Origin of the sequence: Natronobiforma cellulositropha (assembly GCF_025629245.1) — an archaeon.
GTDB classification, from domain to species: domain Archaea; phylum Halobacteriota; class Halobacteria; order Halobacteriales; family Natrialbaceae; genus Natronobiforma; species Natronobiforma cellulositropha.
Window position 1 is genome coordinate 81615 of sequence record NZ_JANZXN010000009.1, and the last position, 13552, is coordinate 95166.

The window sequence follows — 13552 nt, forward strand, 5'->3', positions numbered from 1 at the left end:
GATCACTTCTCCGTGAGGTAGAATGGATAGACCATGTTCGATTCGGTGTTGGTCGAGCGCACCCGGTAGGTGATGTCGATCAGGAGGCGGTTCGGGTTCTCGGGGTCGCGTCCCGCGTCGACGTCTTCGACGTCGATCCGTGGCTCCCAGTTGATGAGCGCCTCTTCGACGCCGCTCTCGACGAGCGTGAGCATCGTCCCGTCGATGTTGCCGAAGACGTGATCGTGAATGTCACAGCCGAAGTCGGGGCGCATAACGCGCTCGCCTTTGGCCGTCCCGAGGATGATACGGATCGAGTCTCTGATACTCAACTCGCCTTCCGAGAGCGAGACGTCTCCCTTGTGGTCGACGCCGACGGGAAAGCCCCAGCCAGCGCCCGGTAAGTTCTCGCCTGGGTGGTGGTTCGGACTCATGGTCACTTGATCAGGACCGTCGGCTCTCCGGAGACGATCGAGTTCGGTGGCCCGGCCTCGGGAATCGTATCGCCCATGCGGGCCGCTGGCAGCTTGTTGATCAGGACGGTCGCACTGCCGGGGACCGCGACGCCGCCGACGTGCGGGACCGGTGGCGTACCCGGAACCGCCTGTGGACACGGCGCGAAGTCGGCCAGTGCCCGCCAGGCGGGTCGCCCACCGATCAACACGTTCGGGCTGCCGGCACCGGCGAGTGGACTGCCGTGTGCCGTCGAGTCGCCGACTCTCGCGGCCGGTCTCATCTCCTCTCACCCCGGCCGTTCGCGCCGGCCCGTCCGGCCACCCGGTGTTCGTCTCTCGTCCGTCGTCTCCATCCGTCGGTTGTGTCTGCTGTCATAGATTGCGGTCAGTTCAACTGGATCAGCGAGCCTTTGATCGTCAAGATCGCACTCGACTGGATCTTCGCCATTCCCGTCGCACCGATGTCGAGCATGCCGCCCGCATCGACGCCGAGGTTCCCCTTGCTCTCGATGTCGACGGCCGACGAGCCGCCGATGTCGACCGACATCCCCGAGATCGAGACGTCCTGGTCCGCCTTCAACTCGATCTCGGAGCCAGAGAGGCTGAGTTTCGAGTCGGACTTGAGGGTGATCCCCTTCGAGTCCAGCGTGATCGTCGAGCCGTCGTCGTCGGTGATCGTCACCGTCTCCTCGTCTTCGAGGACGACGCGCTTGCCCTTCGGCGTCTGGATCTCGACTTTCTCCTCGCCTTTCTCGTCGTCGAGGACGATCTCGTGGCCCGCTCTCGAGGTGATCAGCCGCCGGTTGTTCTCTCCGTCAGTGTTCTTCTCCGGTGGTTTCGCCTTGCCGTTCCAGAGACCGCCGATGACGTACGGGCTGTGGATGTCACCCTCTTCGAACGCGACGAGTACCTCCTCGCCGACCTCGGGGAGCGCGTAGACGCCACGTTGCTCACCGGCCATCGGTGTCGCGAGTCGCGCCCAGTTGCTCTCGTCGTCGAGGTCACGCCAGGGGAAGGTCACCCGGACCCTGGCGAGGTCTTCGGGATCTTCGTTGTCCGTGACGGTGCCGACGTAGACGCCGTGTAGCCCGTCGTCGCTGTCGTCCGGAACGAGATTTTCGTAGTCCATCTACTCGCTCCCCGTTACCTCGAAAAACGTTCGATATCCTGTACTACCCATACGGTGGATCGCTTTCGTGACATAATAATCCTTTGTAAATTTCGGCCCGAGTCCGTCGAGTTCGACGACCTCTCCCGCGACGATTTCGGGGACGCCGAACGTCTCTCCGCTGCCGGTGATCGTCGTCTGCGTCGCCTTCGCCTTCGCGATCTTCGTCGCCTCCGACTCCGACTCGACCGGAATCCGGTAGACCCGCTTTTTCGACCCGCGCGAGTCGACCGTCGCCGAGCCGACGATCGCCTCTTTCTTCTGTAGGTCCCAGTGTCTGACCTCCACCTCGGCGACGCTGTCGGTGTCGTTCAACTCCGCCGTGAACGACTCGAGCGTCTCACCGTAAAAGAGGGTCGCCACCGGATCGTCACGGGTGCCGTCGTTCGGCCGGAACGTCAGGGTATCGAGCGTCGAGAACACCTCGAAGCCGTACTTCGAGGCCAGATCCCGCACGAAGCGGTAGTCGCTCTTGTTGTCCTGGATAATCCGGCCGAGTTCCATGTCCGCCTTCTCGATCTCCACCGTCGAGAAGTACGGATCGGCAGCGTCCTGGACGACCGTCTTCAGCGTCGGCTCCGTCCACGACTCGGAGTTCGTCCCCTGCATCATCTCGTGGAGCGGCCCGTAGCCGCTGACTTTGACCGTCGGCGATCCCTCGGTGGGGAACGTCGGCTGAACCGTGTAGATGGTGCCGACGAACAGCGTGTCGAGTTTCGCCCCGCTGTCGCCGTAGCCCATCGAGATCTCGACGTCGGCCCCCGGCTCGAACTGGTCCCAGTCGAGGTCCTCGAAGGAGACGTGCTCGTGGTCGTACGGGTAGGTGAGCGTGACCGAGAAGTGGTTCGCCCCGTCGACGGCCGTGTCGACGATCACGTCCGAGACGTAGCCGCTGTACTCGTGGAACTCCTCGCCGTCGACGGTCACCAGAAACCGCGGGACGTACGACGCCGAGTAGGAACTCACGGCCGCTCACCTCGTGCTCGCTCGCTCGAGTACGCGCTCACGGTGGCGGCGGTCGGTCGCCGGGACGGACAGCTTCGAGTCACAGTGGCGGGAGCGCGAGTTTCGTTCCGGGCTCGAGCGACCGGGGGTTCTCGATGTCGTTCGCCTCGGCGATCGTCCGCCAGTGTGAGGGATCGCCGTACTCCTCCTGGCCGATCAGCCAGAGCGTATCTCCCTCGGTGACGGTCCAGACTTTCATCTTGTCCGTCGACTCGTGTTTGATGCTCGACTTCTGGTAGGAGGCGGTCTTGTACTCGCGGAACGTCACGTTCGCACGCGCACGGACCGGGATCCCGTTCGGCAGGAAGCGCGTAAAGCGCTTGTCCGCGTTCGTGACGACGGCCGGAAAGTCGATCCCACCGCCCCAGACGAACCGACACGCAGGCGGTGCGTGGAGTTCGCCGTCGATCTCGAGCAACGAGTCGATGCCGTCGGTGTACTTCCTGACGTCGCTCTCGTCGTCGGTCGTGTCGAAGAACAGCTCCATCGTGAGGATGTCGGGGTTGCTCTTGTTGAACTGTGGCTCCGGTGAATCCAGCTTCGAGGCGTTCTCGCTGTAGGTCACGCTCCGCTGGATGCGATACTCCGTCGGGTTGAACCGACACTCGATCTTGGTACCCTCGTTCTTGCCGTTGAGGACGATGATGTGGGCTTTCTCTAGTGATTTATTCATTTACAGACCTCTGCGCGTTCGTTCGATTCGCACTTTCCGCTCGAGTTCGCGATACAGCCGTCCGACCACGCCGTCGGTCGCCGCGTCCGAGGCGAGCACCTCCTCGAGGTCGGGTTCGACCGTCCGCCGCAGCGAGCCAACGGGGGTGTGCTGGCCCGCATCGTGTGGCGTCCACACCCTCGACTCGCCGTACTCCTGGGGTGGCTGCTCCGGTACGGAGCGTTGCTCGTCGCCGGACGCGGACGGCCGCTCTCGTGCGGGTGCCGTCCGCTCCCACCGCTCCCGGTCCGCTCGAGAGCCGCCACCGGCGTCGTTGACCGGGACGCGTCCCCCGGCGAACCTGGAGGTGTCCGGCCGTGGTTCGTTGGCGGTCCCGACGGCACTCTCGTGCTCGATGGGCCGCCCGTCACTCGTCTGCCACGCCGGCTCCGAGGGGGTGTCTTCGGTCTCCCGACTCCCCGCTGCGGTTCTGACGACGAGCGACGGCGACCCGGCCGGGCCGTTCGCGGGCGAGTGGGGCGTTCGGTCGCGTCTCGTGGGTTCATTTCGATCGTCCGTCACGCCGACGAGCGACGAGCGTCGTCCGCGTGCGGTCTCTCCTCGTTCTCTCTCGAGGCCCGGTGTACTTTGCATTAACTGTCGTCGCCACGTTGTATCAGTACCGCCCGCCGCGTTCGAATACTCACCGGCGCGGCCGGTGGGTGCGCTCTCTATCCTGTCGACCACCAGCGACGGTACCGAACCGGGTGACGGCGCGCCGCTCGTCCCGACGCCGAGACCGCTGGGAACCGTCCACGGCTCGATGACCGAGACCGGTCCCGACCGACTCCCACCCGCCGCCTCTCCGTCTCCCCACTCGCCTCCCACCCGCCCGCCGCCCGCTGGAGCTCCCGTTTCCCGCTCGTCACCTGCTGTCCGTCCGCCCGCCGGCGCTCCCGTTTCCCGCTCGTCACCTGCTGTCCGTCCGCCCGCCGGCGCTCCCGTTTCCCACTCGTCACCCGCCGTCCGTCCGCCACCCGCTGTCCACCAGCCGTCCGGTGTCCACTCGTCTCCCGGCCGCTCGCCGCTCGCTCCCTCGCTCGCTGTCGCTCGCCGAACCACTCGCCGTGACGGGCCAGGAACCGACGGCACACTCGAGACGCCCTCCGGTGAGGGGACCGCCGACTGTGCTCGGCCGCCCCGTCCGCCGGCCGTCGGCTCCAGGTCGGGCGAGTGCTGGTCTCCCTGGCTCACGAGGTTCGTACGCGGGCCCCACTCGTGCACGCCGCTCGCGTGTGCGACCGGCCGACCGTCGCCCGCCGTCACCTCGTCGACGTCCCGTGCTGGCGACTGTCCCGTCACCAGCGTGAGGTACGACAGACTCGCTGCGACACCGGCCGGCCGTCGGGTCCGTCCACCTGTCGACGGTGACGCCGCCGACTCGTCGGCTCCGACACTCGTCGGCGTCCTCCCGCTCGGGCGTCCACCTGCGGCCGTCGAGACGGTCTCCCGTGGTCCCTCGAGCGCTCGAGACGGCCCGCTCTCGGGAGCCTGCCACGACGGAGACGCCGCCTTCGCGCTCCGGTGAACGACGAGTTTCGGGAGCGTGACGGCCGTCGCCGCCCGCGAGACCACACCCGCTGTCGACGCGCTCGTCGCCGCAGGCGTCGCCGGTCTCGCCGTCCGCACGCCGGTCCCGGTGGTCCCGGACGCGTCCGCTCTCTCGACGGCAGCACGCTGCGCCCCGGCGGAGACTCGAGCGCGCTCGCCTCCGCCTGCCGCCGGTTCGTGTGTGTGAACCAGCGTGGACGGACGCACACGTCGCGCTGTGGGCGCCCGCCCCGCTCGCTCGAGCGCCGTCGACTCCTCGCCGCTCACTCGAGTCCCGTCGCTCGCCGCGGCGTCGGCTGTCGTCCGCTCGGAGCGCACCGCCGCGCGTTCGTCCGTTCGCGTGGTGGATGCGTCGGCCGGCCCGTCCTCGGGTCCGACGCTCGCCGTCACCGGCCCAGCCGCACCCACCGTCCGCCCGGCGTCCGCCGTCACACCGTCGCTCGCTCGAGCGCGCTCGCCCGTCGGCGCGAGGACCTCGAGACGAGCGGGACCCGACGAACCGGTGTGGGGGGACTCGAGGCGCGCGCTGGCTGCCGTCGCCGTCTCGAGTCCGCTGGCCCGGCCGTCACCACCCGTCGAACCGACGAGGGTGAGATACGAGAGCGCCGTCCGTCTCGCAGTCGACCGGCGTGGTGGCCTCGGACGCGACGCGCTCGCCCGTCCGGTCTCCGCGTCCGTCCGCGCTCCCGTCGTCGCTTCGCCGGCACCCACCCAGGCCGTCGCGTCGCTCGCCCGCGATGGCGCTGGCTGTCTCCCACGCTCGCCACTCGCTCGTGCGTCGCTCACCGGTGGGGCGGCCCGCTCGAGCCGGCGCGCACTCGAACCCGGCCGGCTCACACGCTCGTCGGGAGTCGCCGCGAGCGGTCGCCGGCCGACGACGCGGGTCGGCGGCGTATGCGGTGCGACGCGGTGGTCCGGCTGGTCGATCGGCGTGGCCGTCCGCGCCCCGGTCACCGCGCTGCTCGGTCGCTCGCCTCCGGCGTCGAGTCCACTCGCGGTGTCCACCCGCGGTGACTCCACGCGGCGGTCGTCCGCTCGCCCCCCCGAGGACGCACCGCCGGCCGTTTCCGGTGGCACGCGTCTCGTCCGGCCAGCGGCGTCGCTCGAGTCGTGACTCCGATCGGATGGACGCTCGGTGGGATACCCGTCGTGTTTCGCCCGGCGGCGGCCGGAGCGGTGTCCCTCGTCGGCCTGTGCGCGTGTACGCGATCCGACCGTACTTCGAAGGTACGAGAGTGTCGCTCCGGTTCGCCCCGGCCGCGCCGCCGTCGTTCGGCCGGCGCTCGCACCACCCGGTCCCGGTTCGTTCGCTCGCTCGAGCGCCCGTGAGAGGTGGCTCTCGTACCCGCCACGTGCTACGTGTCGCCCCGCGCCTCCCGTTCGCTCACTCGAGCGTCTCCCGCTGGCGGAACGCTCGTCCGCCGCGGTCGCCGCGTGTCCGAGCGTCTCGAGGTCGTCCGTCCTCCCACTCGCCGCGATTCGGAGGGGGGCGTGGCGCTCGAACACCGATTCGACGGTGATCGTCCGGCGTCCACGCGGCCGCCGGCCGGCTGCGACCGCCGCGGACGAGATGGCCGACTCCGACTCCGTATCCGACCCACGCGGCCGCCGGTCGTTCGTCCGTCCCGTTCCGACGGACGGCGCCGTCGGCTCGCTCGCCCGCCCGTCGGCTGTGGTGTCCGCCCGCCCGTCAGCTGTGGTGTCCGTTCGCCCGTCAGCTGTGGTGTCCGTTCGCCCGTCGGCTGTGGTGTCCGTTCGCGCTCGCCGCTCACTCGAGTCGGCTGTCGTCCGTGTCTCCGGCGGTCTCTCCCCGCTTGCGGTGGTGGCGTCGGTAGCCGCCTCGGGTTCTGGGGACCTACCGACATCGGCTTGCCCTTCCGCGTTCGTCGCGGTACCGGCGTCACCGTCCACCGCTGGTTCCGACGTCCCGTCTGCGCTCTCGTCCGTCTCGGCTGCCGGTGTCTCTCCGGTACGGGTCGGCCCGTTCGCTTCTGGGACACCGGCAGCGTCGCCCGCTCGCTCCGCTGTCGGTGTATCGGTCTCGCTCTCGTCCGTCTCGAGCCCCGTCCCACTGCGTGCGTCGCCCTCGTCCGTCGTTCTCGGCGTGTCACCTGCGTCCTCCGCGTCGGTGCCCTCGGAACCGGTCGCCGCACCGGCGCTCGGCGTATCGTCGCGCTCGGACGGCGGTCCCGTCGTCGCTGGCTCGTCCGCTGTATCCGCCTCGCTCTCTGGCTCTCGAGACCCGTCCGTGTCCGACGGAACGGCCGCCCCCTCGCTCGAGTCGCCCGTCGGCGTGGCGTCGGTTCGGCCGGCCGGTCGCGTACCGTCTGCGTCTCCGTCGCTCGTGGACGTCGCGTCGGCACTGGGGGGAACGGCGTTGCCGTCGCCTCCGTCGTCCGTCCGGGGATCGCTCGTCTCCGGGGGTTCGTCGCTCGCGGGCATCGCGTCCGCGCTCGAGTCTGTCGGCTCACTGTCGGCGTGTCCGCCGCTCGAACCTGCCGTCTCCGTCCCGTCCGCGCTCGAGGGAACGGCGTTGCCGTCGCCTCCGTCGTCCGTCCGAGGATCGCTCGTCTTCGGGGGTTCGTCGCGCGCAGGCGTCGCGTCGGTACTGGAGGGAACGGCGTTGCCGTCGTCGGTGGCGCCCGGCCGGGATTCGTCCGTCCCCGCAGACGCCTCGCCTGCCGTTGGCGTTCGCTCGTCGTCCCGTCGCCCGTCGCTCGTGGGGACCGCCGTGTCTGGCGTCCCCTCAGGTGCCGGCCGTGGCTCGGACCGCTCCCTCTGGGCCGTCGACTCGATTCGCTCTGCGGCCGGGGCGGCGTCTTGTGCCGCGTCCAGACTTCTCCCGGCGGTGTCGATGATCGAGGAGATAAACGGGAGATCCGTCGCGTCCGGGTCGCGTCGCTCCTCGGGTTCGTCGTCGTCGGCCGGCACACGGTGGGTCAGAGCGGTCCCGAGTGGCCCGCCCGGTCCCCGTGCTGGTGTCTCCGACGGGTGGCGTGGCAGCGAGAGCGTCGCGATCGAACGCACACCCGTCGTCCCCAGGACGCCGAGTGGCCGCTCCGTCCGACTGATCGTGATCGAGCGCGCGCTCGTCCGTGCGTCGAGGACGCCGAGCGCCTCTCCCTCTGCCTCCTCGCGCTGGGTGATCCCGATCGTTCGCAGCCTCCTCTCGACTTCGACGTCGGGTTCGTCCGTCACGTGATCACCTCACTCGAGTCGCCGGCGCTCGAGACGGTCGGCCTGCTCGCGTTCGGCGTGTGTCGGTCGGTAGCGCTCGGGATCACGGTGGGCAACTCACAGGGGGGACGCGTAGAGCACTTCGTACACCGGTTCGACGCCGCCGTCGTCGTCTGCGAGGAGGCGAAGGACGCCGGTGAGTTCCAGGCGGCTAGCGCTCGCCATCCGCCCCGGATCGGTCGTCGCGTACCGGCCGGTCGCGACACACGGCAGGTCGACCCCGCCGTACTCGACGTCGAACGTCCGGAGCCAGCGTGTCACCGTCTGTGTGTCGTCGACGTACACTTCGTTCGAACAGTCGGGATTCCCACAGCGCTCGAGTGTGGGTGCGTTCGCGCCGATGCGGTACGGCGGGCGCGTGATGGCCGTCTCGTGGCCGGCCGGACACCGGTAGGTGACCGAGGCGGCCTGTAGCCGACGCGTCGGCTCGCTGGTCACGGCGGCGCTCGGCAGGATCGAGAGCGTGTTCGCCCCCGATGGGAAGTCCTCGAGCGTCAGCGCCCGGTCCCGGTTGACCTGTGCGGCGCCGACGAGGTGTATCGCGAGGTCGTCGAACCCGTCGCTCGCGGCCCGTTCGATCTCGGCGTTCTCGACGAACCGTTCGAAGCCCGTTCGCGCCTGCTCGAGGGCGGCGTCGGGGTGGCGATGGAGCGTCTCGCGGGAGATGTCGAACTCCTCGTCGAGGACGACCGGCACGTCGACGACGAGCCAGTGACCGCGTGGATTGCGTGCGGCGGTCTCGACTTCCATCCGCGCGCCGGAGTCGTGCTTCGCTTCCCAGTACTCGATCCAGCTATCGGTGTCGTCGACCGGCGTCATGAACCCCGCCTCATCATATCACGACTAGCGGTTTCCGACATAAAAAGTTCGACTTTCTCTTTCGCTGTCAGGCCGCCCGGCTGCATCGGTGCTTCCCGCGCTGTCGATCCCGGCCCACACCCGTCGCGGGCCGGACGCAGGCGGGCCGTGGGTTGGAACCGATGCGATAGTTTTTGAGGCGCGAGCGGCTAGTGTGTCGAAAGAATGTCTCGAACGGCGGACGGAACGCCCTGTGCGCTCGTCCGCCTCTCGCGGCGCTGTCGAGAGACTCCGTCCGGCCGAGACGCAACCACACCATCCACATGACCGGCACTGACGTGCAGCCGACCGAGCCGTACCGAGACACCCGCGAGCACGTGAGCGAAGAGTTCGATCGACTCGAGTTCCTCCTCGAGGCGTACATCGAGTCGACCGTCGACGCCCGCCTCGAGACGCCGGGAGCCCCGACCCCGTACCTCTCTGAGAAACAGGCCCGCCCGATCCTCGAGCGAGCGCGCGAGCAACTCACCTGGAACCGCGCCCTGATCGACGAGTTCGACGAGCGCACGGCGACCGTCGAAGCCCGCCTCGAGTGTTCGCGCGAGAGCGGCCACACGAGCAGGTTGGCGCGACTGCGAGCAGCGTGTGGCCTCTCGCGTCTCGAGACTGACCTGCTCGTTCTCGCGCTCGCACCCGACCGCTACGACAACTACGGCGACCTCTACGCGGCGCTTCGTGAGACGGTTCCGCCCGCCCAGCCGACGGTCGGCCTGCTCAGTCGCGTCCTCACGCCGGTGGCGCGTGAGGGCGAACTCGAGAGTGCGTTCGCCGCCTCGGCCCCGCTGCGTCGGTACGGCCTCATCGAACCGTTCCCTGAAGCACACGCGGGCGGCTGGCGCTCGCAGCCGGTCGCCGTCGACGCCCACGTCAGCGCCTACCTCGCGGGCCACGACGGCCTGGACCCGGCGCTCGCCGACGTCGCATCGCTCGAGGAGGCGACGGCGACGGCCGACTCACTCGCGCTCGCACCCGAGACCGCCGACCGGCTGGTGTCGCTCCGAGACGACGTGGCGGGGCCGCGGGTGTACTCGTTCTACGGCCCGGCGGGTGCCGGGGCTGCCCGTGCACCCGCGGCCGTCTGTCCAGCCGAGACGCCGCTGTTGCGTGGCGACCTCCCCGCACTGATCGCGGACGGCCGCTTCGAGCGCTTCTGTCGGGAGGCCGCCCTCCACGAGGCTGCAGTCGTCCTCGAGAACGCAGACGAGAGCCCGCTGGCAGCGGGCCGACGGGGCCGCCACCGACGTCGTCGCGACGACGATACGGCCCCAGCTGAGGCCGTCCCTGCCTTCGACCGTGAGGCGTTCTTCGAGACGCTCGATCGGTTCCCGAACGACGTCTTCGTGATCGGTGAGACGCGCTGGGTTCCGGACGCGGAGCGTTCGAACCACGGCTTCGTCTCCCTCGAGTTCCCGCGCCCGGACTACGAGTTGCGTCGCGAGTGCTGGGACCGCCACGCGGAGGTCCTGCCGGACGGCGTCACACCCGCCGACCTCGCGGCCGTCTTCGATCTCACCCAGCTCGAGATCGAGCGCACCGCCGCGGCCGTGCGGGCGCTCGCAGAGAGTCGCCCGGACGGGACGGCGCTGACGCGCACGGACGTCTACGAGAGCTGTAAGACGCAGTCGGCCTCGCGTCTGGGCGAACTCGCCGAACACATCGACCCGAACTACACCTGGGAGGACATCGTCCTCCCCGAGACGACCGCCAGACAGCTTCGCGACGTCGCGACCCACATCGTCGAGCGCGGCACCGTCTACGCCGAGTGGGGATTCGGACGGCGCTTCGGCCGTGGACAGGGCGTCGTCGCGCTCTTCTCCGGTCCCTCCGGCACCGGGAAGACGATGGCCGCCGAGATTCTCGCGACCGACTCCGGTCTCGACCTCTACAAGATCGACCTCTCGAGCGTCGTCAGTAAGTACATCGGCGAGACCGAGGAGAACTTAGAGCGCATCTTCGAGGAGGCCGAACGCAGCAACGCCATCCTGCTGTTCGACGAGGCGGACGCGGTCTTCGGCGAGCGCTCGTCGGTCAGCGACTCGACCGACCGTTACGCCAACGTCGAGGTGAACTACCTCCTCCAGCGCATCGAGCGTTACGACGGCGTCGTTATTCTGACGACGAACTACGAGTCGAACATCGACGACGCCTTCCAGCGCCGGATTCACCTCAGCGTCGACTTCAGCCTCCCCGAGGAGACTCACCGCGAGACGCTCTGGCGGCTGGTCTTCCCCGAGGAGGCACCCGTTTCCGACCTCGACTACGAGTTCCTCGCGACGTTCGAGTTGAGCGGCGGCGACGTGAAAAACGCCGCCCAGGCGGCGGCGTTCATGGCTGCGGGTGCCGACGAGGCGAGCGCGGCCGGCGACGACGGCGACGGCACTCGAGCGATCACCATGGCACACGTCGTCACCGCGATCAAACGCGAGTACGAGAAGAAGGGGCGACTGATCGACGCCAGCCGGTTCGAGCCGTATCAGGAGCTACTCGAGTAGCATCGGGTGCGAGCCGGTCACCGCGAGTAGGTGAGCGTCTCGAGGCGCTCGTAGGTGATCTCGACCATCTCGATGGAGACGCCGCCGCCGTCAGAGCGCAGCTGTGGTCCCTCCCAGCGGACCGGGTAGGCGTCGATGAACTCCCAGGCCCACACCTCCTGTCCGAGCTTGTCGAGTAACGTCACCATCACATCCTGCTGGACGTCCGCTCGCTTCGTCGTCGTCGACTCGATCATCCAGGTGAAAAACTCGGTGTAGTCGGTCAGGCCCCGCCGGAGGACGACGTTCGAGCCGCGGATGTGGTCGGGGAACTTGTGGGTGAAGTCGTTGACGCCACCCTCACGGTACTCGACGACGTTCGTCTCGACGCGCAGGCCGCTGACCTCGGTGAAGCCGCCGACGATGATCCCATCGATTTCGACCTGGAAGCGGTAGCTGTTGTACGGATCGTCGTCGTCGGTGCTGGTGTCTGTGAAGTTGAACATCGGGTGTCTCCGGCAGGGCTGCGGTGAGTGTGTTTTCTTCGTGTGGTCGTGCGTCAGGCCGTGACTGCCGAGGCGGGCCGAACCCGACTCACAGCGGCAGGTTGTCGAACGTCGGCTCCATCGGCATCGTCGCCGCGCTCGAGTCGCCCTCGTTCATCTGCTGGTTGATCCGGCTGATCTCGTCGCACCAGCGTCGCCGTTCCCAGTGTGGGAGCGCGAGGACGTCCTCGTGCGCCCAGTTGAAGTAGTAGGCGATGAACGCGACCTCTTCGTAGAGCTGATCGGCGGGATGGACGCTTATCCCTCGTGAGAGTTTCCCAGTGGGCCACCCTCTTCAGGCTCGTCGGCTCCCGCCTCCTCGGGCGTCTGCGTCACGTCGACGAAGTTCGTCCCGCCGTCGTTGACGCGCTCGTAGAGGTCCTGTAGGTACGCGAGGTCGCTGACGAACAGCGACTCGATCACGTCCGTCGTCACCGACTCGAGCGAGCCGAGCTGGAAGACGACCCTCGAGAGGAGGATGATCGTCAGGTACGACGAGTTCTCCTGGACGCGGGGGTCGTTGAGTGGCTTGATCTCGTCTGCGGCGGTCGCGAGTCGCATGCGGCCATCGCGGTGGACGGTGCCCTCGTCGTCGACGTACCCCTTGGGGAGGGTGAACTCGAACTCGGTCTGGAGTGGTGAGTCGGTCATGCTGTATCAGTTAGGCGTCTCGTTTCATCTCGTCGTAGGCGATGACGATCGTCTCCATCGCGACTTTCGAGCCGCCCGACGAGAGCGTGGGTGGATGGTACTCGCGCGGCCATGCGTTGGTGAACGTCCATCGTGGACCGGATTCGTACGTCTCCGATTTCAGCGTTACGCTGATGATGTCCACCTTCGCCTCTTCGATCTTGCCGTCGTTGACGAGTCGTCGCCACTGGAGCAGGTCGTCGATGTCGTCGGCACCGCGGGTCATCACGAGTTCGCCGTTTTGCGTGCTCCCCCAGAGCTTCCGACTGTGCGCACTGTCGTCACCCGTTCGGTACTCGTTGACTTCGGTGGTCGAGTTCGGCATCTTGACTTCGACGAAGTCCGAGACGTCGTAGTCGCCGAGGTCGACCTCGAAGCGTTCGACCTTGTACGGTTGGTGTCTGTTTACCATCTGTGATCGTTATTTCCGTGTCATTCCTTCGTGGGCGATGACGAGCGTCTCCGTCGCGATCTTGTGCGAGGCGGCGTCGAGATCCGGCGTCCGGTACTCTTTGGGCCAGGCGTCTTCGAACTCCCAGCGGAGCGCGCTGACGCCCTGTTCGTCCTTGAGGATGACGGCGATCGAGTCCTCGCGAGCCTCGTCGAGCTGTCCCTGCTGGACCTTCTTTCGCCACTCGAACAGCGTCAGGTCGTTGTCGACCGCCCGCGTGATGACGAGGTCCTCGTAGCTGGTCGTCGACCAGAGCTGTTGTTGGTGTGCTGCGTCGTCGCCGGCCCGGAAGTGAGACTTCTCGGTCTTGTGCTTCGGGATCTGGATCTCCGTGAAGCCGTCGAGCTCTTTCCCACCGAGGTCGAGCACGAAGCGTTCGCCCCTGTATGGTCCGTGTAAATCTGCCATGTGTATTCCTTATAGATTGTGT

Annotated in this window: 12 protein-coding genes and 1 pseudogene; 1 reads left to right on the top strand and 12 read right to left on the bottom strand. The window is 67.9% G+C overall.

Going from position 1 to position 13552, the window contains the following annotated elements; translation table 11 throughout:
* Window positions 1-2 precede the first annotated feature (2 nt).
* The 7 genes from N0B15_RS04600 to N0B15_RS04630 form a co-directional block, all read right to left on the bottom strand.
* A complete protein-coding gene (locus tag N0B15_RS04600; RefSeq protein WP_263018304.1) occupies window positions 3-413 on the bottom strand; it encodes a GPW/gp25 family protein in 411 nt (136 codons plus the stop codon).
* 2 nt (window positions 414-415) lie between these two features.
* Window positions 416-715 carry a PAAR domain-containing protein gene (locus N0B15_RS04605; RefSeq protein WP_263018306.1) on the bottom strand — a complete coding sequence of 100 codons (300 nt, stop codon included), beginning with the start codon at window positions 713-715 and terminating at the stop codon, window positions 416-418.
* Between the two features lie 104 nt (window positions 716-819).
* Window positions 820-1563 carry a phage baseplate assembly protein V gene (locus N0B15_RS04610; protein WP_263018308.1) on the bottom strand — a complete coding sequence of 248 codons (744 nt, stop codon included), beginning with the start codon at window positions 1561-1563 and terminating at the stop codon, window positions 820-822.
* Window positions 1564-2568, bottom strand: a complete 1005-nt coding sequence (locus N0B15_RS04615; RefSeq protein ID WP_263018310.1) for a phage late control D family protein — start codon at window positions 2566-2568, stop codon at window positions 1564-1566.
* 79 nt (window positions 2569-2647) lie between these two features.
* Entirely contained in the window at window positions 2648-3280 is a 633-nt protein-coding gene (locus N0B15_RS04620) for a CIS tube protein (RefSeq protein WP_263018312.1), read from the bottom strand.
* Window positions 3281-8068 (bottom strand): hypothetical protein, encoded by a 4788-nt coding sequence (locus N0B15_RS04625; RefSeq protein ID WP_263018313.1) that lies wholly within the window; start codon window positions 8066-8068, stop codon window positions 3281-3283. It abuts the gene before it with no gap.
* Between the two features lie 96 nt (window positions 8069-8164).
* A complete protein-coding gene (locus N0B15_RS04630; protein WP_263018314.1) occupies window positions 8165-8926 on the bottom strand; it encodes a hypothetical protein in 762 nt (253 codons plus the stop codon).
* Between the two features lie 302 nt (window positions 8927-9228).
* Between N0B15_RS04630 and N0B15_RS04635 the strand changes: the two genes are divergently transcribed.
* Window positions 9229-11457, top strand: a complete 2229-nt coding sequence (locus tag N0B15_RS04635; protein ID WP_425494209.1) for an ATP-binding protein — start codon at window positions 9229-9231, stop codon at window positions 11455-11457.
* Between the two features lie 17 nt (window positions 11458-11474).
* Here N0B15_RS04635 and N0B15_RS04640 read toward each other — a convergent pair whose 3' ends face one another.
* The 5 genes and pseudogenes from N0B15_RS04640 to N0B15_RS04655 all read right to left on the bottom strand — a co-directional run bounded on the left by N0B15_RS04640 (window position 11475) and on the right by N0B15_RS04655 (window position 13530).
* Complete coding sequence (locus N0B15_RS04640) at window positions 11475-11942, bottom strand: phage tail protein (RefSeq protein WP_263018316.1); 468 nt, start codon at window positions 11940-11942, stop codon at window positions 11475-11477.
* An 88-nt stretch (window positions 11943-12030) separates the two neighbouring features.
* A complete protein-coding gene (locus N0B15_RS18240; RefSeq protein WP_317618588.1) occupies window positions 12031-12243 on the bottom strand; it encodes a DUF6760 family protein in 213 nt (70 codons plus the stop codon).
* Between the two features lie 56 nt (window positions 12244-12299).
* Window positions 12300-12632 (bottom strand): annotated as a pseudogene (locus tag N0B15_RS04645) (hypothetical protein); the annotation flags it as partial.
* A gap of 10 nt (window positions 12633-12642) precedes the next feature.
* Window positions 12643-13083, bottom strand: coding sequence for a phage tail protein (locus N0B15_RS04650; protein ID WP_263018317.1), 441 nt, complete (start codon window positions 13081-13083; stop codon window positions 12643-12645).
* 9 nt (window positions 13084-13092) lie between these two features.
* Window positions 13093-13530, bottom strand: coding sequence for a phage tail protein (locus N0B15_RS04655; protein ID WP_263018318.1), 438 nt, complete (start codon window positions 13528-13530; stop codon window positions 13093-13095).
* Window positions 13531-13552 lie beyond the last annotated feature (22 nt).